This is a genomic window from Chryseobacterium sp. MHB01 (genome assembly GCF_034651565.1).
GTDB lineage: Bacteria > Bacteroidota > Bacteroidia > Flavobacteriales > Weeksellaceae > Chryseobacterium > Chryseobacterium nepalense.
Map to the genome: position 1 here is coordinate 40,501 of NZ_JAYEDA010000007.1, position 25,299 is coordinate 65,799.

Consider the following 25,299-nt stretch of genomic DNA (forward strand, 5'->3'; position numbering starts at 1 on the left):
TAGTTGATGATGCAAAGTTCGCAAAAAAACACATTGCTGCGACATGGTTTTTTTCCTGTTTATTTTCAGGGATTTTACGGATTGTATATTCAGGGCCAAATCTTATGAAAAGTACTATAATAAAATAAGTGCTGCAGAAAACAATCTACAGCACTTACTTACAAAATAATATATATGAAAAAAAACTACTTATAATTCCGCAGGTCTGAAAACAAGACCCGTTTCCTCGAAATAATCCAGTGTAATCCGGTCTCCGTCATTTACATTTCCGGCGAGAATTTCCCTTGATAATTTGTTAAGCACTTCTTGCTGAATTACTCTTTTTAAAGGTCTTGCTCCAAATGCAGGATCATAGCCTTTGTTCATCAGATAATCTACAGCGTCCTGAGTGGCCGTCATAATGATATTCCGTTTTGAAAGCATATCATTGAAACCTCTCAGCTGATAGGTAACAATTTTTCCAATCTCTTTTTTCCTTAACGGCTGGAATAACACCACCTCATCAATTCTGTTCAGGAATTCCGGACGTAAGGTTTGTTTCAGCAAATCGAAAACCTCATCTTTTGCTTCCTCCAAGGTCTCAGGACTGATGTTGTCATCTTTGTCGCGCTGAGCAGAGTCAAAGCGTTCCTGAATTAAGTGCGAACCTAAATTCGAAGTCATGATGATGATTGAATTTTTAAAATTCACCACCCGTCCTTTGTTATCTGTTAAACGACCATCATCTAAAACCTGTAACAATGTATTGAAAACATCCGGATGCGCTTTTTCAATTTCGTCTAAAAGAACCACAGAATAAGGTCTTCTGCGAACCGCTTCCGTTAATTGTCCGCCTTCATCATATCCTACATATCCCGGAGGCGCACCCACCAATCTCGAAACGGAATGACGCTCCTGATATTCACTCATATCAATTCTCGTCATATTGTTTTCATCATCAAATAAAAATTCCGCCAAAGCTTTTGCCAGCTCGGTTTTCCCGACTCCGGTTGTTCCCAGGAATAAGAATGAACCGATCGGTTTTTTATCATCGCTTAATCCCGCTCTGTTTCTTCTGATGGCGTCCGCAACGGCGGTAATCGCTTCGTCTTGTCCTACAACTCTGTGATGAAGTTCTGTTTCCAGATTCAATAATTTTTCTCTTTCAGACTGAAGAAGCTTGGTTACAGGAATTCCTGTCCATTTGGCGATGACTTCAGAAATGTTTTCAGCAGTCACCTCCTCCTTAATCAATTCATTCTGATGATTTTGCATCTCCAGTTCAAGCTTGGAAAGCTCTTCCTCTTTTTCGCGGAGTTTTCCATATTGGATCTCTGCTACTTTTGCGTAATCTCCGGCTCTAGAAGCTCTTTCGGCTTCCAGTTTCAGAGACTCTATATCTTTTTTAATCTGGGTTAAATCCTCAGATTTTTGTTTTTCTTTCAGCCATTTGGCATTGATTTCATTTCTCTGCTCGGAAATTTTCGATATATCTTCTTTTAAGTGATCGATTTTCGTTTGGTTTCCTTCTCTTGAGATCGCAGCCAATTCAATTTCCAGCTGCATCAGCTTTCTGTCTAAAACATCAAGTTCTTCGGGCTTAGAATTGATCTCCATTCTCAATTTGGCAGAAGCTTCATCAATAAGGTCAATCGCCTTATCCGGTAAAAAACGATCTGAAATATATCGCTGCGACATTTCCACCGCCGCGATAATCGCTTCATCTTTAATTCTTACTTTATGGTGTGCTTCATATTTATCTTTAATTCCCCGAAGAATAGAAATAGCCGATTCCGTATCCGGTTCTTCCACCATTACTTTCTGGAAACGTCTTTCCAACGCCTTATCTTTTTCAAAATATTTCTGATATTCATTGAGGGTTGTTGCGCCGATAGCTCTTAATTCTCCTCTTGCCAGTGCCGGTTTCAGAATATTGGCAGCGTCCATTGCGCCTTCACCACCTCCTGCTCCCACCAAAGTATGGATCTCATCAATAAAAAGAATAATCTGTCCGTCTGATTTAATGACTTCATTTACAACGGATTTTAAACGCTCTTCAAACTCACCTTTATATTTTGCACCGGCAATCAAGGCCCCCATATCCAAAGAATACAAAGTTTTATCCATCAGGTTTTCAGGAACGTCTCCGCTGATAATTCTATGGGCAATTCCTTCAGCGATGGCTGTTTTACCTACACCGGGTTCCCCGATAAGAATTGGGTTGTTTTTTGTCCTTCTTGAAAGAATCTGTAAGACTCTTCTGATCTCTTCATCACGTCCGATTACGGGATCCAGTTTACCTTCTGCCGCTAATTCGTTGAAATTTTTAGCATATTTGTTTAAAGATTGGTAGGTTTCTTCCGAACTTGCAGAAGTTGCCTTGCTTCCTTTTCTTAATTCTTTGATCCCGCCTTCCAGAAGGCTTTTTGTAACGCCCATATCTTTCAGCATTTTTGAAACTTCTGAATTCGTTTCTAACAGCGAAAGCCAAAGATGTTCTATCGTCACATATTCATCACCCATTTTTTTTGCGATGTTGGGTGCATCAAGCAAAACTTTATTCGCCGATTGTGAAAGGTAGATATTTCCACCTTGTACTTTCGGAAGTTTCTCTAAATTTTCACGGTTGCGCTCTCTTACCAAAACAGCATCAGCTTCTGATTTTTTTAATAAGAAAGGCGAAATATTTTCATCCACCTGAAAAATACCTTCAAGAAGATGTTGAGGCTCAATACTCTGGTTGCCGAATTCCATGGCTACCTGTTGAGCAGCCTGGATGGCTTCCTGCGATTTTACAGTATATTGGTTTAAGTTCATATTCTATATATATTTTTAATTTAATTCGGTTTTCATTTGTATGATTTCAGACATCAGATTTCAGACCATAAGAGTGTAATAAATGTTAATTTTTTAAATCTGATTTTCTAATTTCTGATGCCCTCCATCGTATTTAATCATTTAATTCAAGAGCTATATCGCAAAAAGTGTTCAATTATTGATTTTTCAAAAAAAATAGACAAAATTTCCGAAAAATGCATTTTAAACCTGATTATAACAGACAAAAATTCCGGTTAGGCTATTTTAGAGTAAAAAATCATGGAAGAAAAGTCAGATTTGGAAAAATTCAAAAAAAATGAAGTTTAAAATTCCTTTATCAAGTTTAAAACGAACATAATAAAGTTAGGCTAAAGGAAAGTGTAAAATTTTTATATTTTAAATGGGACTAAAGTCCGTTCCTATTGAAGACAAAATCATCCGTTGAAAAACAAAATATTACAATCAAAATAATTACTTTTGCGTTTTACCAGATGGAGCTTAAAGAAAAACAGAAGAAAATATTAGATGTTGCCGTAGAACTTTTCAAAGAAAAAGGGTATATGGGCAGCTCTGTACGGGATTTGGCGACAAAGCTCAATATCAAGGCAGCTTCATTGTATGCCCACATCCGTTCTAAGGAAGAAATTTTAGAATGGATCTGCTTCGGAATTGCCCAGGAATTTTTCGATGAACTTCAGGAAGTAAAAAATACATCTATTCCTCCAAAGGAAAAGCTTAACCTTTTTATTGACAAACATTTATCCGTAGTTCTTAAAAACCGTGATGTTACACATATTTATTCCAATGAATGGAAACACCTGGAAGAACGTCTTCCTGAATTTATTGCGCTTCGGAAAAATTACCAGCAGGAAGTAGAGGAATTGATTTCCGAGATTTACAGGGCAGAAAACTGGGAATTGCGATCATCATCATTTACAACAAGATTTATTCTTCACACTTTAAATAATTCTTATTTCTGGTTTAAAAGAAATACAGAATCTACCTCCGAAATCACTGATGAAATAAGAGATAAGATTCTGTATGGATTATTAGGAAAGGTCTCTTCTAAAAGTTAAATTACATTTTCAGTTGTTATATCAATTAAACTGCAGATCTGCCAATACCGGAAAATGGTCTGACGGATACAGCAGATTTTCCCTCCTGTCATTGATGTGTCTGTGGGACTTAATTTTAAATCCTTTTACAAATATATAATCGATTCTGTCTTTTGGGATTTCATTGACATTAAAAGCTGTAAATGTTCCTTTCGGGCCGTAATGTTTTGTTTCTGAATGATAAAAGCTGTCCTTCATATTTTGTGACATGATTTTTATCGGTTCCGAATCTTCGGTTAAATTAAAATCACCGCTTACGGTTACCGGTAAGTTTTTAGGATTCAGTTCTTTGATCTTTTTTAAAATCAGTTCAGAAGATTTTACCCTGGCCACATTGCCAACATGATCAAAATGGAGATTCAGCGCCATAAATTCTTTTTTCGACTTTTTGTCTCTGAAAAGCGCGTAGGTACAGATTCTATTTAAAGCCGCATCCCAACCTTTTGATGGTTTTTCAGGAGTTTCAGAGAGCCAGAATGTCCCTGATTTTATTACCCGAAGTCTTCCTGTATCGTAGAAAATAGCTGAAAACTCACCTTTTTCTTTTCCGTCATCCCTTCCTACTCCCACATAATCATAATTCTTCAATCCGTTTTTTATGTCTTTCATCTGTTCCGGCAACGCTTCCTGAACCCCGAAATAATCCGGATGATAATAAGAAAGAAGATCTGCAACATCCTGCTTCCTGTTCGTCCATGAATTTTCTTTATCAGAATCTACATTCAGCCGGATATTAAAACTCATTACTTTAAGATCCTGCGAAAAACCTAATGCAAACATCATCATCGTTAAGATTGAAAATCTGAAATTCATAATCATTTATTTTAGTTACAAAACAAAAATAAGGTTTATCCAATAGAAAGCATACTTCGCTGGTATTTTTAATAAATAATTAAAATCATATTATTAAATCTCAATATTTTTATCCTCTTCCACGGAAATGAAATAGGCTTCAAAATCTTTCTGGTAAACCGGCTTTTCACTTTCTAATTTTACTACTCCAATAGATATATAGTGAGCCGCCGGTTTTATATTTTTCTTTTTCAGTTCGTTTTCAAGCTTTTTAATATCAATATTTTTTTTCAGAACTGCGATATAGGTTTTCATAATTATGCCTGTATTAATCCGCTACCGATATCCCTGTATTTCAGGCCTTCGATTGGTTTTGCTTTCGTTTCTGCCAGTTCCCAGATTTCTTTTGCCGATTTTTCAGGAAACTGCTCCATGTACAATGCCATCATTCCGGAAACATGAGGCGTTGCCATACTTGTTCCGCTCATTGCATAATAATTGCTGCTTTTATTTTTGTTATTTTTCGGATATGCGCTGATGATGTCTACTCCCGGAGCACAGATATTGACAGAGCCTCCCGTTGCGGGATTCAAGCCTGCATTAGAGAATCTGGCAATCTTCATTTGTCCGTCTATCGCACCAACTGCCATTATAGATGAAGTATTTGCAGGAGAAGATACCGGCTTTGGGAGTGATGGCCGGCTGCTGTCATTTCCGGCAGCGGCAATAATGATACAGTTATTTTCCAATGCCCTTGCACCTACGGTTTCAAAAAGAGGGGAAGGGAAATCATTTAATTTTACTGCAGAAGCCAATGATAATGATAAAATCCTGAACTGCTTTGTAATAGCCCAGTCTATGGCATCGATTACGCTGCTGGTGGTTCCTTTTCCCGAATCGGAAAGCACTTTGGCAATTTTTAAATTGGCATCTTTGGCAATTCCGTATCGTTTTCCGTTGTCCAGTCTGATGTTTCCTGCTGCTATTCCTGCACAATGTGTTCCGTGGCCATTCGGGTCGCGGTCCCAGCTTTCTCCGCTGATGAACGATTTTCCTTCAATTTCCATTCCTGAAAAATCGGGATGTGACAATTCTATCCCCGTATCCAGAATACAGATATCGACACCCTTGCCGGTGTAGAGGGAATTTTCAATACCAAGCGCTTTTAATCCCCATTCCATTTCCATAAGAGATTTTTGCGGCAAAGGTTTATTTGTAATATATTTTTCCAGCTCTGCTATTTTATCGGTGATTTCGGCGGATTGCTTTTTTAGTTCATGGATGATTGATAACTCGTCGGCAGAGAAGAATTCTCTTTCTTTTTCAAAATAAATGATGGGATTAGAATCATTTTTAACGGCACTTTTCAATTGCCCTTCATCCATATTTTCCACGACCAGAACGCCTAAATTTTTATATAGGACACCGTTATCATTATCAATTACCTCGTAAGAACGGTTTTCCGATGAAAGAAATTCTGACGAAGTAATGGTAACCTCAAGTTCATTTTCTACTTTCTTGAGGGATTTTTTCTGCTGATCTTCGAGCACAACAATATATCTTTCTTTTTCCATGGTAGTGGTTTATATTAATTTTAAAAGAACTTTCTCAATGACCAGGAATATATCTTCCGAAATCATGCTGAGTCTCAGTTTTTTGTTAATTCCTAAAATCTGTGTGTTGTGGTTAACAAGTGAATTCCAGAATATTTCAATTTTGGGGATTGTATTGAGATCTTTTACTTTGTCTTCATCTAAAAATCCGTTCTGGTATAATGAAACAATAAGTCCTGAAAGGATTTCTTCCGCTTCATCCAGTTTTTTTTGTTCCTTATTGTACATTTCTGTCAATAACCCGTGGACACTTTCCATTGCACTGAATGAAAAACCCCACTGAAGCTCACGTTTTGCATTGGTAATTTTTTCCATCTGAACGGGATTGAATCCTCTTTTGACGGTTGAAATCATATTCATAACCTTCAACACGTCAGATTCGCAGGTGGTATTTCCTTTGGTTTTCAAATATTCTAAAAATTCGTGAAGAAAAGCTTCAAATTGTCCGTCAAAATCGAAAGATTTCGACAGATACAACTCCTGAACTTTATTAAATTTCTGAAAGAGTTCCTGAATTTTCTGTATCGTGTGATGAACAAGTTCCTGCATTATTCAAAAATTATCTGTTCGATTTCTTTACCGTCTTTGTCTTTGTAAGACATGATCCTGATACCCTCTTCTTCCATTTCCACATGAAGGTTGATGAATAATTTATCTTTATCTTCGGCAGAATTGGTATTCGGGTCAATATAAATGTTGTTCAATTTTGAATTGATCAAAATATACCTGTTCAAAACTTCGGTATAAATCTGTCTCAATGCCGCAGACTCTTCTTCCGTGGAGGTACCTTCTATAGGTCTCTCAACAGGTTTTTGCGGAACGGCAGCGATAGATTTTGCAGTTTGCATCCTGCTTGCAGGAGTTTTCGTTTCATTCTCAATTTTCGGCAGTTTCAAATATTCCAGACCTCCGCCTCTTACGGAATTCAGTAATGTTTTGAAATCTTCCGTCTGAATGTTTTTCGTGGAAATCGGCTGGATATTCAGCTGTTTTTCTTTGTTGACCGTATAAATTCGTTCGTTGACATCGTGAATTAATTTGAGTTCATTTATCGGAAAATCCCTGTCGGCATCGGCATCAATATCGGTGATTTTAATAGGAATATCCATTTTCACACTGGGAAGCGAATATCTCGGAACTTTAAAATATTTTAAGTACTCGTGCTGAGCATACTCTTTTGCTATGGCAACTGCATTTTCGTCTGCTTTTTTACGAGCCTGAATTATCTCATTATTGAGATAATCCAGGTAATCTGATAATTTAATCATGATCTCGTAAAAGTTTTATTGTGCAAGTAATCCCAGAACTTTTTCCAATCCTGCAGGCATTTCGTCATTGGTAGCTTTCACTTTTACCCCAAGAGAATATTCTTTCTCCACTTTAATTCCCGTGCTGGAAGTTCTCTTGTAAGATACATCGACGTTGAATTTTACCGGACCGAAGCCTCCTGAAGCACCTGCTTTAATTCCGAATTCATCGCTTACGTCTTTGGTGTAGGTAGAATTTAATTTCACATTAAAATCTACATCACAGGTTTCGATTCTGAAGCTCGGCACATTTAGTAAAGCAATGAAAGGAACGGAAATTTCCACATCCTGCTCAATAGTAGCGTCTACATTCGGGGTTTCTTCTTCGTTTTTATATTCAGGATTCGGGACATGTTTTTTGTATTTGAATTCTGCCATACGAAGCTTGTTTTCCTCTCCGTCTTTTTCAAAACCAACCTGCTGAATGAAGTTCACCGTGCTGATAGCTGCGTTGGACTGTGCTTTAACACATGCGTCAAGCGGCCCGCCAATAATTTTTGCAAAATCAATGCTTCCCAGCTCTGCGGCAAAGTCTGCACTTTCAGCACCTGATGTTTTGAACACCTGGTCATCAGCAGCTATTTTTCCTGCAATCATTTTCATTACTTCCGATGAAACTGCGGCAAAAGATTTTTCCCATTTCTCATCGTAATTTTTTTTGAAGTCATCAATAATGCTTATTAATTCTTTGTTTGATAAAGAAGCCAGTTCGGATGTTTCAATTCCCGAAACTTTTTCGTACACTGCAGGCGTTAATGATTTTTCCAGTCCTGTTAAAAGGTCAATTAATTCGTTTTTTGATTTTTTGGTGTGGTTTGCTTCCAACACCGACTTTAATGTTTCCATGTTTTTGAATTTGTTTTAGTAAAAATTTCTACTGCAAATTTATCTCGCTCAAGAGTGAACTATCTCAGTAATTCAACGAAACTTCAACCGTAGAATCCCCCAAATAAAAAAAGTAGATTCCCGATAGAGAATCTACTTTACTTTTTACCTAAAGCTTTTTACCTTCATTTAACCGTAAAAGAAAAAAGCTATTTTTAACCTTACTAATGAATATGCTAACTTACAATCAAATCTTTGTGATTCTAGTAAGACCTAAAATTAATTTGATTTTTTTGCCTTAATCATTGCTTCCAGGGCATCCCACATTTCCTGCGGAATATCCTCCAGCATGTTAAACTCTCCCGCTCCCTGAAGCCATTCACCACCATCAATGGTTACCACTTCTCCGTTTACGTATGCGGAATAGTCCGAAACCAGATACGCCGCAAGATTGGCCAATTCCTGATGTTCTCCTACTCTTCGTAGCGGAACTTTTTTTCTCATGTCGAATTTTTCCTGCAGATCTCCCGGAAGCAACCTGTCCCAGGCTCCTTTTGTAGGAAATGGTCCCGGAGCAATCGCATTGAAACGGATTCCGTATTTTGCCCACTCCACCGCTAAAGATCTTGTCATCGCCAATACGCCTGCTTTGGCACAGGCGGACGGAACAACATACGCTGAACCTGTCCAGGAATAGGTGGTTACGATATTCAGAACGGTTCCGGGTGTTTTGGAATTGATCCAGTGTTTCCCGACAGAAAGGGTACAATTTTTTGTGCCTTTTAAAACAATATCCAGGATGGAATCGAAGGCTGAATGCGTCAGCCTTTCTGTAGGAGAAATAAAATTCCCGGCTGCATTATTCAATAAGATATCAATTTTTCCGAACTCTTTTAAAGCGGCTTCTTTCATTGCTTCCACCTCATCCCAGTTTTTAACATCGCATGCCACGCTGAGAACTTTTCCACCGGTTTCGTCTTCCAGTTCTTTGGCTGTCGCCTGTAATTTTTCAAGATTTCTGGAAGTAATTACCACTTTTGCACCTAACTGAAGAAAATATTTTGTCATGGCTTTTCCAAGACCGCTTCCGCCACCAGTAATGATGGCTACTTTGTCTTTTAAGGCATCTTCGCGTAACATGGGTTGTGAATATAAGTTCATATTGTTTATTTTTCTTAAAAATACTAAATATTGAATTGCCGTTCTTTAAAATAATCCAAGAAATAATGCACTAAATAATTATTTTATTTTACCGCAAAAGAATTGACGATGAAATAATTCAAAAGGTTACAAAAACTCAGAGGAAAATGATTATCTATTTCCTGAAAAAAATAAAAATTTTTGAATGCCTGATATTGAAATGATGACTTCGATCCTAGCCCGGATTGCAGCTTTGTCTGAGCTCATTTTACTATTTTCGGCGGCGCGGCTTCGCCGCGCCGCCGAAAATAGTAAAATAGCGAGTGCGGAAAGCCGGAAGAAGCTTCAAATAGAATAATATAACTTTCGCTGTAGTTATAAAGCTCCTAAAAATAAAACAGCGTAACCAGTAATGATCACGCCGTTTTTTATATTGAACAAGATTAAATTAATAGAAATTAAGATGCAACAACCGTGCCTTTGAAAGAAAGCGTTTTCGGAGTTTTGCTGTCGCTGGTGGTAACATTTACCGTCTTCATGAAGGGACCTGCACTTGCAGCATTATAACTCGCTTCTACGAATCCTTTTTTTCCGGGAAGAATAGGAGTTTTGGTGTAGTCTGCCGTTGTGCATCCGCAAGATGGCGCCACATTTTCAATGACAATAGGTTTTTTGGATGTGTTGGTGAATTCAAATCGGATCACTTTAGGTTTTCCCTGAGGAATATTTCCTACATCAATAGATTCTGATTTCCATTTAATGGCATCTGCAAGTACTTTAACAACGGGATTGCTGTCAGCAGGAAAAACTCCCGCATAGAACGGAGAAAATGCCAACACTGCTAAAAGAGCTGTAATTTTTAATTTTTTCATGATATAAAATTTTATTAATTGTTACAAGAAACGTATTATGTCTTTTGATATAGCAAATGTAAAGGTGATAACAAGTTTTGCGTGTTAACCGGTTTCAAACATTTGTTAATGAGTTGTTAATAGCCAAAGATAAATAAATATTTTTGGATAATATTGTTTGATAAAATGGAAATAAAAAAACTCAATATTATCATTACCCTCGGATTTGTGGCAATTATCGGGATCTTAATTGCCCAGCTGATGTGGACCCGGCAGGCGTATAATCTTGAAGACAAAAAATTTAATCAGACTGTGAACATTGCCCTGCTCGAAGTGGTAGAAAAATTGTCCGGTGGAAAAACGTCTTTCAGCGAAAGCCCGGTACAGAATATTTCCAATGATTATTATGTGGTAAACATTAATAATGAATTTCATCCTGAATTATTGGAATATTATCTTAAGACCGAATTTAATCGCTTCCAGATCAACACCGATTATGTGTATGCGCTGTACAATTGTCACAGCGATCAGATGCTTTACGGGAAATTCGTTTCGAAGCATCAGGAAAGCCCAAACGAGAAGATCATTAAATTTCCTAAACACAAAAATCTCGTTTATTACTTTTCTATCCGTTTTCCTGATAAAACGACGTACCTTATCAGCTCATTGCGTTTTTGGTATGTGCTCACGTTTGCATTAATCATTATTCTTTTAGTATATGTTTATTCAATCTACACCATTATTCAGCAGAAAAAATTTGCAGAGCTGCAAAGGGATTTCATTAATAATATGACGCATGAATTCAAAACACCGCTTTCTTCCATATTGCTGGCTTCAGAAGCATTAACCAAACAGGATATCGTAAAAGACAATCCGAAATTGCAGACTTATACCTCAATTATTACCGATCAAAGCTATAAACTTAACCGACATATTGAAAAGATATTAAATATTGCCAAGAATGACGCTTCAGGGTTGTCTTTAAAGCCGCAAAGAATTGTGTTGCTTCCTTTTATCCATGAAATCATTGATAATATAAAGCAAAAAAACGAAGATCTTTCCGTGCAAATAGATATTGAGAGTAATCTATCCATCATTGCCGATGAGTTTCACTTTACCAATATCGTTTATAATATTTTAGATAACTCCATAAAATACTGCGATACCAAACCCGTCATTTTTATTTCTTCATTAAAAGACTCAAAAGCATTATATTTAAAGTTTAAAGATAACGGAATTGGGATTCCTGCTAAAAACATTCCTCATATATTTGATAAATTTTACAGAGTGAATACCCCAAAAAGCGATGAAGTGAATGGTTTCGGCCTAGGTTTATTTTACGTGAAAAAAGTTGTCCAGCAGCATAACTGGAAAATTTCGGTTGAAAATAACGCCGATAAAGGAATCACCATTACCCTTACTCTGCCACTTTAATATTTGAAAGAGATGGAAAAATCTAAAATTCTGTATGCCGAAGATGATGAAACGATTGCCTTCCTGATTCAGGACAGCCTGGAAAATCATTACAACATTTCATGTTATCGTGATGGGAAATCAGCACTTGAGGCATTTAATAAAGAAGCTTTTGACATCTGTCTTCTTGATATCATGATGCCCGAACTTAACGGCTTTGAACTGGCAGAACGGATCCGTGAGAAAAATACTGAGATCCCAATTATTTTCATATCCGCAAAAGCACTGAAAGAGGACCGAATCAAAGGATTAAAAATCGGGGCCGATGATTATCTGGTAAAACCTTTCAGCATTGAGGAATTGATTCTGAAAATCGAAGTTTTCCTGAGGCGCTCTAAGAAAACGAATGCTTTTCCATCAAAATTCAAAGTAGGAAAATATACTTTTGATCCTAAAAACTATACGTTGCAGGACGCCCAAAACATGATTACCCTTACCCAAAGAGAATCTGATCTGCTGTTTTATTTTATCAGTAATAAAAATACCGTCCTGAAAAGACAGGACATTCTGAAAGCCATCTGGGGCGATGATGATTATTTCATGGGCCGAAGTCTGGATGTATTCATTTCCAGATTGAGAAAAGTATTGGCAGAAGAAGAAAATATTGTCATTGAAAATCTGCATGGTATTGGCTTTCGTTTTTCTGAAAAATAATTGATTAATCAAAAACCATAAATCATTATCATTCGATTTTATCTAAATTTATGCATCGAAAAAATTCTTGCATGAAAAATCCCGGAACTTTTGTTTTTATTCTTTTGCTTTTCGGCGCATTTACCAATGCCCAAAAATCTGAAAAATTAATACAATTTGTTAATCCTCTGATCGGTACAGAAAAAATGGGTCATACCTATCCCGGAGCCACTGCACCCTTCGGAGCCGTTCAGCTAAGTCCGGAAACCGACACTATTGCTTATGAACTCAATGGGAAATATAATGGCGAAGTCTATAAATACTGCGCCGGTTATCGTTACGAAGATAAAACCATCGTAGGGTTTAGCTCGACCCATTTCAGCGGAACAGGACATTCAGACTTGGGAGATTTTTTAATAATGCCGACTATCGGAAAGTTACAGCTGAATCCCGGAACTGCAGACCATCCTGAAAATGGCTACAGAAGCAGATTTTCCCATCAGAACGAAAAAGCAGAAGCCAGCTATTACAAAGTAAAACTGGAGGATCATAATATTTTAGCCGAATTAACCTCAACAACAAGAGTTGGTGTTCATCGATACACTTTTCCGAAGTCGGATCAGGCGCATATTATTTTTGATCTGATGTCCGGAATCTATAATTATGAAGGAAAAAATATCTGGACTTATGTTCGGGTAGAAAACGAAAACACTGTTACCGGCTATCGTCAGACCAACGGCTGGGCAAGAACGAGAACCGTTTATTTTGCCATGAAATTCTCAAAGCCTTTCAAATCTTACGGACAGAAGAATTATGATGGGAAGCAGGTTTATAATGGCTTTTGGAGAAAATTCGACCAGACTAAAAATTTCCCCGAAATCGCAGGAAAAAACCTGAAAATGTATTTCGATTTCGATACGGAAGAAAATGAAGCCATTGAAATTAAATTAGCCATTTCACCGGTAAGCCAGGCCAATGCCCTTGAAAATTTAGAAAAAGAAGCCGGAAATTTATCTTTTGATCAGGTAAAAGCACAAACCCAGGAAATATGGAATAATGAGCTTAATAAAATAGTCATTAAAGGTTCAGATACTGAGAAAACGAATTTTTATACGGCAATGTACCATACTTTTATCAATCCGACCACGTATATGGATGTAAACGGAGAATACAAAGGTTTGGATCAAAATATTCACCGGGTAGAAAGCTTCACCAATTATACTACTTTTTCCCTTTGGGATACCTATCGTGCACTACATCCCTTTTTTAATATCATCCAGCCAAAAAGAAACGGCGATATGGTGAAATCTATGATGGTGCATTACGATCAGTTTTCTATGAAAATGCTGCCGATATGGTCGCACTATGCCAATGACAACTGGTGCATGAGCGGCTATCACAGCGTAAGTGTTGTGGCAGATGCCATTATTAAAGGAAATTATGACGGTGACGCAAAAGCAGCCTTATCAGCCTGTGTTGCTACAGCTAACAAAAGAGATTATGAAGGCATCGGGCAATATATTGATTTAGGATATATTCCTTCGGAAAAAAACGGAACTTCGGTTTCCAACACGCTGGAGTATGCTTATGACGACTGGGCAATCGCACAACTGGCGAAACATTTAGGCGAAACAGAACTTTATAATCAGTTCATCAAACGCTCCGAAAACTGGAAAAATAATTTTGATAAAAGTAATGGATTCATGCGTCCCCGCCTTGCAGACGGAAGTTTTAAAAAAGATTTTAGTCCGCTGAGTACGCACGGACAGGGCTTCATTGAAGGAAATTCTTGGAATTATACTTTTTTTGTACCGCAAAATCCGGGTGAATTAATTCGGCTTATGGGCGGAAAGAAAAAATTTGCTTCAAAGCTGGATGAATTGTTCACCATGCATTTGCCTGACGAGTTTTTTGCAGATACAGAGGACATTACAAGAGAAGGCATCATCGGAGGCTATGTTCACGGAAACGAACCGGCACATCACGTGGCTTATCTTTATAATTGGGCAGGACAGCCCTGGAAAACCCAGGCGCAGATCAGAAGAATTCTTGAAATGCAATATAAAGCGACTCCAGATGGATTAGGTGGAAACGACGATGCAGGACAAATGAGCGCCTGGTATATTTTGAGTTCGCTTGGATTTTATCCTGTTGCTCCGGGTTCGGAAGAGTATGCCATTGGAAGTCCGGCAATCGACCATGCGATTTTGAATTTAGAAAACGGAAAAACTTTTGAGATCGAAGCGATTAATCAAAGTCCGAAAAATGTGTATGTTCAAAAAATTCTGTTGAATGGAAAGGAAATTAAAAACTTTATATTAAAACATTCGGATATCATGAATGGTGGGAAATTGAATTTTTATATGGGTTCGAAGCCAAAGAAATAGCTTTTAAACACTATTTTCAATGATAAAAATGAGATTAATTCTGCTCATCTGTAATTTGCATACGACAATCAGCGTTTTGCATACATCGGGTTCTTAATTTCTCTTCAATTTTGTATCAATAAAAATCAACAATATGAAATTGAATCAGGTAAAATTAGGAAGCCAGGGACTCATCATCCCGAATATCGGTTTAGGATGTATGGGAATGACAGGATTTGGCGACGCCAACATGTATGGTCCTGCAGATGAAGCAGAAGCTATTGCCACCATTCACCGTTCTTTGGAACTGGGCGGAAATTTTCTGGACACGGCAGATCTGTACGGTCCTTTTAAAAACGAGCAGCTTATTGCAAAAGCAATTGAAGGTAATCGTGACCAATATATCATCGCCACCAAATTTGGTTGGGAAATTGATGACAATGAGCAGATTACCTGGAAAATCAACGGAAGTAAAGACTATGTTAAAAAATCTGTTGAACGCTCACTCAAAAATCTGAAAACCGATTACATCGACCTGTATTATATGCACCGACTGGATAAAAATGTTCCGGTAGAAGAAACGGTTGGCGCCATGAGCGACCTGGTAAAAGAAGGTAAAATCGGTTATATTGGTTTATCCGAAGTATCTTCTGAAACCGTAAAGAAAGCACATGCTATTCATCCGATCTCGGCAGTTCAGAGCGAATATTCTTTGTTTGAAAGAACCGTTGAAGAAAAGGGCGTCATCAAAACACTGAATGAATTGGGAATTGGTTTTGTAGCTTATTCACCGTTGGGAAGAGGATTTTTATCCGGACAGATTCGTTCTATTGATGATTTGCCGGAAAATGATTTCCGAAGAGGAATCCCAAGATTTCAGGAACAGCATTTCCATAAAAATATAGAGCTGGTGGAAGCAATTGAAGCGATGGCAGCAGAAAAAGGAATTACGTCTTCTCAACTCGCTCTGGCGTGGATCATCAGCAAAGGAATTGTTCCGATCCCGGGAACGAAACGCAGAAAATATCTTGAACAGAATATTGAAGCAGCAAGCATTCAGTTAAGCGAATCTGATATTGAGAATCTTGAAAGTATTGTGCCGTTGGGAACGGATACGGGAGCGACATACGATGAATTCGGGATGGGACTTTTAGATTATTAGTATTTTCTTTTCAAAAGTTAAATCTTTAAAGTAAAATTCGTAATAATTCAAGCCTAACAGGTTTTTGAAACCTGTTAGGTTTATAAAGTAGTACTTTTATGCGCCCCGGCTTGAACGGAGCTCTTTTTGCGCAACGAAGTGAAGCAAAAAAAGCGGGAGTGGAAGACGGAAAAAGGCGCCCAAATCTAAGACGGTATGAAGAATCCAAATAATTGTTACCTTTACTATATAAACCTTAAGTATGAACACCATACAATCTATTTCCCATTTTCACAGACTTTTGTCGTTACCGGAACCGAAACATCCAATGGTAAGCGTGATCAATCTTTCGGAAAGTATTTTTATTGAAGATGAAGTATGGAAAGGTTTTGTGAGCCATTATTACTGTGTAGCCCTGAAACGGAACGCTACAGGAAAAATAAAATACGGACAACAGCATTACGATTATGATAAAGGGGTGTTGAGTTTTACAGCGCCCAACCAGGTTCAGTATCTGGATCTGCAGACGATGGATTGCAAAAACACAGGTTACCTGTTGATTTTCCACGAAGATTTTCTTCTGAAACATTCCCTGGCAAAAACCATTTCTGCCTACGGATTTTTCTCTTACGCCGTTAATGAAGCGCTACATCTCTCTGAAGACGAAGAAAATGATTTGCTTGAAATCTTATTTAAGATTGATAAAGAATGCCAGCACATCGATCATCATACCCAGGAAATTATTCTGTCACAAATTGAGTTATTGCTGAATTATTCCAAACGATTTTATGAAAGACAGTTTATTACCCGAAAAAGTGGAAATCATCATCTTCTGGCAAAATTTGAAGCTTTTCTGAATGATTATTTTAATGATAATTCAGCTGAAAAAGAACTGCTTACTGTTCAGCAAATCGCAGAAGCCATGAATCTTTCGCCCAATTACCTGAGCGATCTTTTGAGGGTTCATACCGGGCAAAATACGCAACAGCATATTCACGAAAAGTTGATCAGCAAAGCAAAAGAGAAACTCTCAACAACAGAGCTTTCGATAAGTGAAATTGCCTATGAGCTGGGATTTGAGCATGCGCAGTCATTCAGTACGCTTTTTAAAAAGAAAACGAAGATGTCTCCTTTGGAATTCAGACAATCTTTTAATTAGTTATAAACAAAACAGACTTTACGAAACATTCCGCGAATTAAAGCATTTCTTCCTTAATTTTTCGTTTATGCGTTTTTCCCCATTGTGACAGCGACATGATCACAGGCTTTAAAGTATGGCTATAATCTGTTGATATATACTCTACTACAACAGGCATCTGTTCGGCATGCACCACTCTTTTTACAAATCCGTTCAGTTCCAGATCTTTGAGCTCATTCGATAAAACCCTTGCGGAAATACCGGGAATAAGTCTTTGTAACTCATTAAAACGAACATTTCCCATTTCCTGCAGAACAATAATGATTTTGAGCTTCCATTTTCCTGCGATCACATATAATGCATCTTCCACCGCAGCAAGATTTTCACTGCACGCAGCCTTACATCCATTTTTACAGACCTGATCCTGATTTTCCATATGATTAAAAATTAACAACTAATAAAAAGGTTAGTACTAACCTTTTGTTCACTACTTACTTTTCATAAGCAAATGTACATAATTTTGTTGAAGAAATTTTAGTCATTCAAAAAATGAAAAACGTACTTCATATTATTTCAAGTCCGAGAACCAATGGTTCGGCAAGCAGAACACTGGGAAACGCCATTGAAGAAAAATTGCAGGAAACGTATCCTGAACATTCCATAACAACATTGGATCTGCTGAAAAACCCTTTCCCTCATTTGGGCGAAGAGCAGGTAGATTCCTGGTTTATTCCGGCTGAAAACAGAACACCGGAACAAAACGCAGCAGTAAAACGCTCGGATGACGCAATTGCACAATTGCAGGCGTCAGATATCATCATCATTTCTGTTCCTATTTATAATTTTGGGATCCCTTCTGCTTTAAAAGCTTATATTGATCATATTGCACGAGGCGGAATGACTTTCCGATACTCCGAAAACGGATTTGAAGGTCTGGTGAAAAATAAAAAAGTGTATATCGCAGTAGCGAGTGGCTCTATTTTTTCAGAAGGCGATTATCAGGCTTATGATTTTGTAGTACCTTATCTGAAAAGCGTGCTTGGGTTTATCGGGATTACCGACATCAGTGTTTTCCGGGCGGAAGGTTTGGGTCTTCCTGTTATCCAGGATACAGCTTTATCAAAAGGAATTGAAAGTATTGTAATTGCCTGAGTTCAGTCACCAACTTTAATATAATAGAAAAGCATTGATCTTATTTGCAATATTAATGCTGAAAGATTATTACGATTACGGGCGGGCTAAAGCCCGCCCGTAATCGTAATATATTAATTTAAACCTTTTTATTCCTGAACTTCAAAAAGCAGTCGCTCCCCGAATTTCTGTTCATTAATCTTTCCGTTTTCGTAAACTAAATTTCCATTTACAAAAGTATGGGTTACCTTAGAATGGAAACTCATTCCTTCCAACGGACTCCAACCACATTTGTAAAGGATATTTTCTTTTTCTACTGTCCAGTTCTCATTCAGATCTACTAAAACCAAATCAGCTTTATACCCCTCTCTGATAAAACCTCTTTTTTCAATTCTGAATAAAATTGCCGGATTATGAGCCATTTTTTCAACGATTCTCTCTAAAGAAATCTTTCCGTTTTTATAATTTTCAAGCATCACCACCAAAGAATGCTGCACCAAAGGTGCTCCAGAAGGACATTTTGTGTAAACATTCTGTTTTTCTTCCCAGGTATGAGGCGCGTGGTCTGTGGCAACCACATCAATTCTGTCATCAAGCAACGCTTTCCACAGTCCGTCTTTATCGTGTTGTGTTTTTACAGCCGGGTTCCATTTGATGAGCGAACCTCTTGTTTCATAATCCTCGTTGGTGAAAGTCAAATGATGAACACAAACTTCCGCCGTGATTTTTTTATCTTTTAATGGAATATCGTTTCGGAAAAGCTCCAATTCTTTCGCGGTTGACAAATGGAAAACGTGCAGCCTCGCTCCTGTTTTTTTTGCCAGCTCGACAGCTTTTGAAGAAGATTTATAACAGGCTTCTTCACTTCTGATCAAATGGTGGAATTTCACCGGAATATCTTCTCCGTACTGATCAATGTATTGTTGCGTATTGGCTCTGATGGTTGCTTCATCTTCACAGTGAACGGCAATCAGCATTTTCGTATTGCTGAAAATATTTTCCAGTGTTTCCGGATTATCAACCAGCATATTTCCTGTAGAAGAACCTAAAAATAATTTGACTCCCGGAACGTTTCTCGGATTGGTCTTTAAGATTTCTTCGAGATTATCATTTGTCCCTCCCATCATAAAACCGTAGTTGGCATATGATTTCTGAGAAGCAATTTCATATTTATCCGCTAATAATTCCTGTGTTACGGCATTGGGAACCGTATTAGGCTGTTCAATAAAACTGGTAGTTCCACCTGCAACAGCTGCTCGGGATTCACTTTCAATATCACCTTTATGCGTAAGGCCAGGCTCACGGAAATGCACCTGGTCATCAATAACTCCCGGTAAAAGATACTTTCCAAAACCATCAATTGTCTCATCTGCCTGTTCTGAAATATTAGTATCTATTTTGGAAATTATATCGTTTTCTATTAAAATATCGCCTTCAAATATTTTTCCTTCATTAACGATTTTTACATTTTTGATTAAGGTCCTCATTTTTACTTTTAAATTAATTGGTGGTAAATTATCCAACTTTGTCAAAGTTCAGAAATTTCACAAAGTTTTTCAAAATTAAGGTTTATGAATGAATTTAATATCGTCAATAAAAAATCAATTTCTAAATATTTACATTTGCATAAAATTTCAGATTTTGAAGAAACTCCTCAACGAAACAATTATCTACGGAATTGGCGCTATTATGCCGAGGATCATTGTTGTACTGTTAAACTATCTCTTTATAAAAAATATTGATAACAGTTCGTTTGCCATTTTTACCAATTTATATGCACTGATATCTTTTGTTAATATCGTTTTATCTTTTGGTTTTGAAACGGCTTATTTCAGGTTTTCATCCGATAAAGATAATGAACAGAAGGTTTTCAATACTTCTTTCTGGTTTTTAACAGGTTTATCAACTGTTTTTCTGGTGTTGGTATTGCTGTTTAATCAGCCCATTGCCAATGTTTTCGGATATTCTGAAACGCCGGAGTTTATTCGCTGGTTTGCATGGATTGCATTCTTTGACAATATTCTTGTAATCCCGCTGGCCTGGTTCAGATTTCACAACAGACCGATAAAATATACTGCGGTAAGAGTGATTCAGGCTGTCTTCCAGAGTGCTTTTGCTATTGCATTATTTCTTTATATTCCGCAGGAATTCAGTTTAAAATTAGGCTTAAAGGAAAAAGTCTCGTATCCGTTTTACAGCAATCTTGCGGCGAGCTTTTTAGGGGTCATATTGGTCTTACCGGTTATCCTGAAGGTGAAGCTGCAGTTTTCAAAAGAACTCTTCTTCCAGATGCTAAAATATTCTTGGCCGATTATGATTGCCGGACTCGCCTTCATGGTGAATGAAAACTTCGATAAATTCATCCAGAAATTTATCATTGATGACGGTGATGCAGGAGCATATGGCGGATGTTATAAAATGGCCGTTTTAATGACACTTTTCGTTACGGCATACCGAATGGGAATTGAACCGTTTTTCTTTAAACAGATGAACAATGAAAATGCAAAGAAAACCTATGCAAAAGTAACCGAATATTTCTCTTTTTTTGCATCGGTAGTTGCTTTGGGAATCATTGCCAACGTATCCTGGCTTAAGCTTTTACTGGTGCCCAACAGTTCATACTGGGTTGCCATTAACATCATTCCTATTATTGTTATTGCTAATCTTTTTTTCGGGATATATTACAATCTTTCCACGTGGTACAAAGTAACTGACAGAACGAGAGTTGGAACCTATATTTCCTGGATAGGGGCCATTATAACAATCGTTTTGAATCTCTTTTTACTAAGGCAATATGGTTTTATGGTTTCGGCCTGGATCACATTAGGTGCTTATTTTACCATGATGGTCTTATCTTATTTTTTAGGTCAGAAATACTATCCTATTCCTTACAGAATGAAGAAAATTTCCTTTTTCGTTATGCTTTTGGCTGTATTCAGCTATATTATCGTAGAATTTTTTGATTATAATCTTTGGATCGGAAACTTATTATTCATCATTTATGCAGGCATATTGATGTATTCTGAAAAAGAGATGCTTCTTTCAAAAATCAGAAAATAAATTTGGTCTTTAATTTGCTGCGTATGGTTTCTGTTTTAATATTATGCAAAACTCCTGAGATTATACCACAAACATAGTTTTATTGCTATCTTTATAAAAAATTATAACCTAATAAAAAAAACATACTAATATAATTTATGAAAATTATCGTTCCTATGGCTGGACGTGGTTCCAGATTACGCCCACATACTCTTACCGTTCCGAAACCTTTGATTCCGATTGCCGGAAAACCTATCGTTCAAAGGCTGGTAGAAGACATCGCCAAAGTCGCAGGAGAAGAAATTGAAGAAGTTGCTTTCATCATTGGAGATTTTGGTCCCGAGATTGAAAAATCCCTTATCCATATTGCTGAAAAACTGGGAGCGAAAGGAAGTATTTATTACCAGACCGATCCTCTTGGCACTGCTCATGCCATCAAATGTGCAGAGCAATCAATGAGCGGTAATATAGTGATCGCTTTTGCCGATACTCTTTTCCGTGCAGATTTTATTCTGGATAAAAATTCGGATGGTGTAATCTGGGTAAAAAGTGTAGAAGATCCTTCCGCTTTCGGGGTTGTAAAATTAGACAACTACGGGTTTATTACAGATTTTGTTGAAAAGCCACAGACTTTTGTTTCAGATCTTGCCATTATCGGGATTTACTATTTCAACAGTGCTGAAAAACTGATGGATGAAATCAATTATCTAATGGATAACGACATCAAAAATGGTGGAGAATATCAGCTTACCACAGCCTTGGAGAATCTCCGCGCAAAAGGAGCGAAATTTACCTTAGGAAAAGTAAACGATTGGATGGACTGCGGAAATAAAAACGCTACCGTAGAAACCAACAGTAAAATTCTCGCCTACGAACAAGAAGCAATGGCCCAATATCCGGCTTCAGCACAAATCGAAAATTCACTGATTATTCCGCCGTGTTTTATTGGTGAAAATGTCAAAATCTCCAACTCAAAAGTTGGTCCCGGAGTTTCATTGGGAAATAACACGGTAGTGGTTAATTCTAATATTGAAAACTCCCTGATTCAGGAAAATACACAAATCAATCACGGAAACCTATCGAATTCTATGATTGGGAATTCTGCGCAGTATTTCGGGGTGTCGAGAGAAATTTCCTTGGGAGATTATTCCGTTCTTGATTTCTTATCGAAATAATTCTGTCAAAATAGATAATTCAACGCAAATAAGTATCTTCAGACCACACAAAATGTTTTGTGTGGTTTGGCGTTAATATTGCAACGTAATTTTATAAATTGAAAGGTAAATACATGAAAAACTGGATCATAGTACTCTTATTGCTTTTTGCTGTAACATCCTGTAAAACGAGAAATGCAGGCAGAAAAGCCAATAAAAATATAAAAACCGACAGTACGTTTGTACTGGAAACCGACCAGAATCCGAGAGATGTGAATGAACCCATCAGAAATAAACTTCCGTTTTTCGAACATGTAATTCCTCCGCCACAGTTTGAGCAGATTAAAATCAGCAGTAAAGTAAATGTAGAAACCGGAAGCTTTATCCCAACCCTTGATGCTACAATATATATTGAAAAAGACAAAAAAGTATGGATGAATCTTCAGGCATTTATCATTACAGTAGCCCGGGGAATTGCTACTCCGGAAGGAATAAAAGGGCAGGATAAAACCAGTAAAACGTATATTGATTCCGATTTCGATTACCTCAATAACCTCCTGAATGTTAATTTCATAGACTATAAATCTTTAGAGAAAATCTTACTGGGACGGACTTTTGTTAAAATAAACGACTCGCAGTTTACCCTTACCCAAAATCCCCAGGGATTTAAAATGGCATCCAACGTTAATCAGAAAATAGAAACCGAAGGAAGAACCAGAGAATATAAAATCGTCCTTGATTACGACACCAATTATGATCTGCTGAACGTTAATCTTAAAGACGTTTTATCTCCTGATGAACTTAATGTTTCCTACAGTAATTGGGAAGAAATCAATGGAATCAGATTGCCTAAAAATGTTAAAATAATTATAAAAGGCTCAAAAAACAGTCAGATTTTACTGGAAAATACGAAATTTGACTTTTCGAGGATGGATACACCTTATTCTGTACCATCCAGTTATAAGAAAATTGAGATTAAATGATTAAAAAATTTAGCTTTTTAATAGGTATTTTACTGTTCGGACTGCACTATGGACAAGGTGGTAAAAAAGAACAATTGCAAAAACAAAATGCTGAACTTAAAAAACAAATTGCTCAGATAAATACAGATTTAGCAAAAACAAGAAATGAATCAAAACTTTCTATAGCTTATCTTGAAAATGTTAATAAAAAGTTGATGTTGAGAGAAAAGGTTTATAACAACACTCAGAAAGAAAAGAGATTTATTGAAGATGAAATCTACCTTCGTCAGCTTGAAATTAACCGCCAGAACAGAGAGCTTAAAATCCTTAGGGAAAATTACGCCAAAGTTTTGGTGAATGCCTATAAAAATAAGGGAGTCCAAAATAAAGTAACTTTTATTCTTTCTGCTAAAAACCTGGGCGAGGCAATAAGAAGGGTTCAGTATTTAAAACAATATTCCGATTATCAGGATAAAAAAGCTGCGGAAATCACAAACGCGGCAACTAAAATTAAAAAATCTATCGCCCAGAAACAGAATTCTGTAAAAGAAAAAGCAAATCTTCTTGTCAATCAGCAGAAAGATTTAACAACGATTAATGCGGAAAGATCTCAAAAAGAACAGCTGGTAGCAGAATTTAAGAAAAACGAGTCCAAACTTACATCAGAGCTAAGACAAAAACAGGCACAATCAAAAGCATTGGAAGGGCAGATCAGATCAATTATAGCAGAAGAAATCAGAATTGCCAAAGCAGAGGAAGAAACAAGAAAAAAAGCCGAAGCTGAAAAAATCCGTCTTGCCAAAATTGCTGCCGAAAGAGAAAAAGCCAGAATTGAAGCTGAAAATAAAGCCCGTGCAGAAGCACTTGAAAAAGAAAGACGGGCAGCAGAAACTGAAGCAAGAAAAGCATCCGAGCTGGCGGCAAAAAGAGCCGAAGAAGAGAGAAAAAGAAATGAAGATGCTGCAAGATCAGAGGCTACAGCAAGAGATGAAGCCAGAAAAATAGCTGCTAAAAAAGCGTCTGACGAAGCAGCTGCGAAAGCAAAAGAAGCCTCCGATAAACTGATTGCAGCAAGAGCCGCAGAAGCAGCTCTGGCGAAAAAGAATGAGGATGATAAAAAAGCTGCGGAAACAAAAGCAATGACCAATTACGGCGTAACAACTGTTGCAGGAAGCAATTTTGCAGATAATAGAGGAAGATTGGGCTATCCAGCTGATAAAATAGGACAGATTACCCACCGATTCGGAAGACATCCCCATCCGGTATTTAAAAATATTGACGAGGAGAACAACGGTATTAAAATTTCAGTACCGTCCGGAACGCGGGCAAAATCGGTATTTCCAGGAACTGTTTCTTCAGTATTGGCCAATAGTGACGGAACGAAAACTGTTATCCTGAAACACGGGAATTATTTCACCATTTATTCCAATCTCGGAAGTGTTAGTGTTTCCAAAGGCCAGCAGGTTTCGGCAGGAACTCCGGTAGGAGTAATAGGACAGGATTTTGATGGAACTTATACCCTTGATTTCCAGGTATGGAACGGAAGCACACCTGTTGATCCTTTAGGTTGGGTTTCTTATTAAAAAAGATTAACTTTGTAAAAAATTTAGCAATGAATACATTAACAATATTGTCATTATCTTGGCAACACATTCTGATCGTAGCCATCATTCTTCTTTTACTTTTCGGAGGTAAAAAAATCCCTGAATTAATGAGAGGAGTTGGTTCCGGTATTAAAGAATTTAAAGATGCAGTAAAGGAAGAAGACAAGCCTGGTTCTGAAAACAAAACCACAAACAACAATCCTTCAAGCAACTAAAAAA

The 25,299-nt window shown here is 37.3% G+C and carries 24 protein-coding genes; 13 read left to right on the forward strand and 11 right to left on the reverse strand.

Annotated features, from left to right (window positions below; all coding sequences use genetic code 11):
- Positions 1-189: 189 nt before the first annotated feature.
- Positions 190-2,796 (reverse strand): ATP-dependent chaperone ClpB, encoded by a 2,607-nt coding sequence (gene clpB, locus U9K52_RS12405; RefSeq protein WP_248390500.1) that lies wholly within the window; start codon positions 2,794-2,796, stop codon positions 190-192.
- 422 nt (positions 2,797-3,218) lie between these two features.
- Here clpB and U9K52_RS12410 point away from each other — a divergent pair, with 422 nt between their 5' ends.
- Positions 3,219-3,872 (forward strand): TetR/AcrR family transcriptional regulator, encoded by a 654-nt coding sequence (locus U9K52_RS12410; protein ID WP_248390489.1) that lies wholly within the window; start codon positions 3,219-3,221, stop codon positions 3,870-3,872.
- 21 nt (positions 3,873-3,893) lie between these two features.
- Here U9K52_RS12410 and U9K52_RS12415 read toward each other — a convergent pair whose 3' ends face one another.
- From U9K52_RS12415 to U9K52_RS12445, 7 genes are all read right to left on the reverse strand, one after another.
- Positions 3,894-4,724 carry an endonuclease/exonuclease/phosphatase family protein gene (locus U9K52_RS12415; protein WP_322926798.1) on the reverse strand — a complete coding sequence of 277 codons (831 nt, stop codon included), beginning with the start codon at positions 4,722-4,724 and terminating at the stop codon, positions 3,894-3,896.
- A 93-nt stretch (positions 4,725-4,817) separates the two neighbouring features.
- On the reverse strand, positions 4,818-5,018 hold the full coding sequence (locus tag U9K52_RS12420) for a hypothetical protein (protein WP_322926800.1): 201 nt from the start codon (positions 5,016-5,018) through the stop codon (positions 4,818-4,820).
- 2 nt (positions 5,019-5,020) lie between these two features.
- On the reverse strand, positions 5,021-6,277 hold the full coding sequence (locus U9K52_RS12425; protein ID WP_322926801.1) for a S8 family peptidase: 1,257 nt from the start codon (positions 6,275-6,277) through the stop codon (positions 5,021-5,023).
- Positions 6,278-6,286: 9 nt separating this feature from the next.
- Positions 6,287-6,865, reverse strand: a complete 579-nt coding sequence (locus U9K52_RS12430) for a hypothetical protein (protein ID WP_312173783.1) — start codon at positions 6,863-6,865, stop codon at positions 6,287-6,289.
- The gene (locus tag U9K52_RS12435; protein WP_322926803.1) at positions 6,865-7,584 is read right to left on the reverse strand and encodes a hypothetical protein; all 720 of its coding nucleotides are present in this window, start codon (positions 7,582-7,584) and stop codon (positions 6,865-6,867) included. Before U9K52_RS12435 ends, U9K52_RS12430 begins: the two co-directional genes overlap by 1 nt.
- Before the next feature lie 15 nt (positions 7,585-7,599).
- Complete coding sequence (locus U9K52_RS12440; protein WP_322926804.1) at positions 7,600-8,469, reverse strand: DUF2589 domain-containing protein; 870 nt, start codon at positions 8,467-8,469, stop codon at positions 7,600-7,602.
- 258 nt (positions 8,470-8,727) lie between these two features.
- Positions 8,728-9,609 carry an SDR family oxidoreductase gene (locus U9K52_RS12445; protein WP_322926806.1) on the reverse strand — a complete coding sequence of 294 codons (882 nt, stop codon included), beginning with the start codon at positions 9,607-9,609 and terminating at the stop codon, positions 8,728-8,730.
- Between the two features lie 184 nt (positions 9,610-9,793).
- Here U9K52_RS12445 and U9K52_RS12450 point away from each other — a divergent pair, with 184 nt between their 5' ends.
- Positions 9,794-9,946: a hypothetical protein gene (locus tag U9K52_RS12450; RefSeq protein WP_322926807.1), complete on the forward strand. Its 153-nt coding sequence runs from the start codon at positions 9,794-9,796 to the stop codon at positions 9,944-9,946.
- Between the two features lie 100 nt (positions 9,947-10,046).
- Here U9K52_RS12450 and U9K52_RS12455 read toward each other — a convergent pair whose 3' ends face one another.
- On the reverse strand, positions 10,047-10,460 hold the full coding sequence (locus U9K52_RS12455; protein ID WP_248390441.1) for a DUF1573 domain-containing protein: 414 nt from the start codon (positions 10,458-10,460) through the stop codon (positions 10,047-10,049).
- Between the two features lie 165 nt (positions 10,461-10,625).
- Between U9K52_RS12455 and U9K52_RS12460 the strand changes: the two genes are divergently transcribed.
- From U9K52_RS12460 to U9K52_RS12480, 5 genes are all read left to right on the forward strand, one after another.
- Positions 10,626-11,873, forward strand: coding sequence for a HAMP domain-containing sensor histidine kinase (locus U9K52_RS12460; protein ID WP_322926810.1), 1,248 nt, complete (start codon positions 10,626-10,628; stop codon positions 11,871-11,873).
- A gap of 12 nt (positions 11,874-11,885) precedes the next feature.
- Positions 11,886-12,566 (forward strand): response regulator transcription factor, encoded by a 681-nt coding sequence (locus tag U9K52_RS12465; RefSeq protein WP_322926812.1) that lies wholly within the window; start codon positions 11,886-11,888, stop codon positions 12,564-12,566.
- Between the two features lie 71 nt (positions 12,567-12,637).
- A complete protein-coding gene (locus U9K52_RS12470) occupies positions 12,638-14,932 on the forward strand; it encodes a GH92 family glycosyl hydrolase (protein WP_322926814.1) in 2,295 nt (764 codons plus the stop codon).
- Between the two features lie 133 nt (positions 14,933-15,065).
- Positions 15,066-16,073 (forward strand): aldo/keto reductase, encoded by a 1,008-nt coding sequence (locus U9K52_RS12475; protein ID WP_322926816.1) that lies wholly within the window; start codon positions 15,066-15,068, stop codon positions 16,071-16,073.
- Between the two features lie 241 nt (positions 16,074-16,314).
- A complete protein-coding gene (locus tag U9K52_RS12480; RefSeq protein ID WP_322926817.1) occupies positions 16,315-17,211 on the forward strand; it encodes a helix-turn-helix transcriptional regulator in 897 nt (298 codons plus the stop codon).
- Positions 17,212-17,248: 37 nt separating this feature from the next.
- Here U9K52_RS12480 and U9K52_RS12485 read toward each other — a convergent pair whose 3' ends face one another.
- Entirely contained in the window at positions 17,249-17,626 is a 378-nt protein-coding gene (locus U9K52_RS12485) for a winged helix-turn-helix transcriptional regulator (protein ID WP_248390424.1), read from the reverse strand.
- A 113-nt stretch (positions 17,627-17,739) separates the two neighbouring features.
- On the opposite strand from U9K52_RS12485, the gene U9K52_RS12490 reads away from it, so the two are divergent.
- Positions 17,740-18,342, forward strand: a complete 603-nt coding sequence (locus U9K52_RS12490; protein ID WP_263601592.1) for an FMN-dependent NADH-azoreductase — start codon at positions 17,740-17,742, stop codon at positions 18,340-18,342.
- Between the two features lie 128 nt (positions 18,343-18,470).
- Here the strand turns inward: U9K52_RS12490 and U9K52_RS12495 are convergent, their stop codons facing one another.
- Entirely contained in the window at positions 18,471-19,808 is a 1,338-nt protein-coding gene (locus U9K52_RS12495) for a dihydroorotase (protein WP_322926819.1), read from the reverse strand.
- 154 nt (positions 19,809-19,962) lie between these two features.
- Here U9K52_RS12495 and U9K52_RS12500 point away from each other — a divergent pair, with 154 nt between their 5' ends.
- From U9K52_RS12500 to U9K52_RS12520, 5 genes are all read left to right on the forward strand, one after another.
- On the forward strand, positions 19,963-21,381 hold the full coding sequence (locus U9K52_RS12500) for a lipopolysaccharide biosynthesis protein (protein ID WP_248390415.1): 1,419 nt from the start codon (positions 19,963-19,965) through the stop codon (positions 21,379-21,381).
- Positions 21,382-21,518: 137 nt separating this feature from the next.
- Entirely contained in the window at positions 21,519-22,535 is a 1,017-nt protein-coding gene (locus tag U9K52_RS12505; RefSeq protein WP_322926822.1) for a sugar phosphate nucleotidyltransferase, read from the forward strand.
- A 113-nt stretch (positions 22,536-22,648) separates the two neighbouring features.
- Positions 22,649-23,497 carry a DUF4292 domain-containing protein gene (locus tag U9K52_RS12510; RefSeq protein ID WP_263601596.1) on the forward strand — a complete coding sequence of 283 codons (849 nt, stop codon included), beginning with the start codon at positions 22,649-22,651 and terminating at the stop codon, positions 23,495-23,497.
- Positions 23,494-25,059: a peptidoglycan DD-metalloendopeptidase family protein gene (locus U9K52_RS12515; protein ID WP_322926824.1), complete on the forward strand. Its 1,566-nt coding sequence runs from the start codon at positions 23,494-23,496 to the stop codon at positions 25,057-25,059. The genes U9K52_RS12510 and U9K52_RS12515 overlap by 4 nt, the downstream gene beginning before the upstream one ends.
- Before the next feature lie 29 nt (positions 25,060-25,088).
- Positions 25,089-25,295 carry a twin-arginine translocase TatA/TatE family subunit gene (locus U9K52_RS12520; protein ID WP_029297620.1) on the forward strand — a complete coding sequence of 69 codons (207 nt, stop codon included), beginning with the start codon at positions 25,089-25,091 and terminating at the stop codon, positions 25,293-25,295.
- The last annotated feature ends 4 nt before the right edge of the window (positions 25,296-25,299 follow it).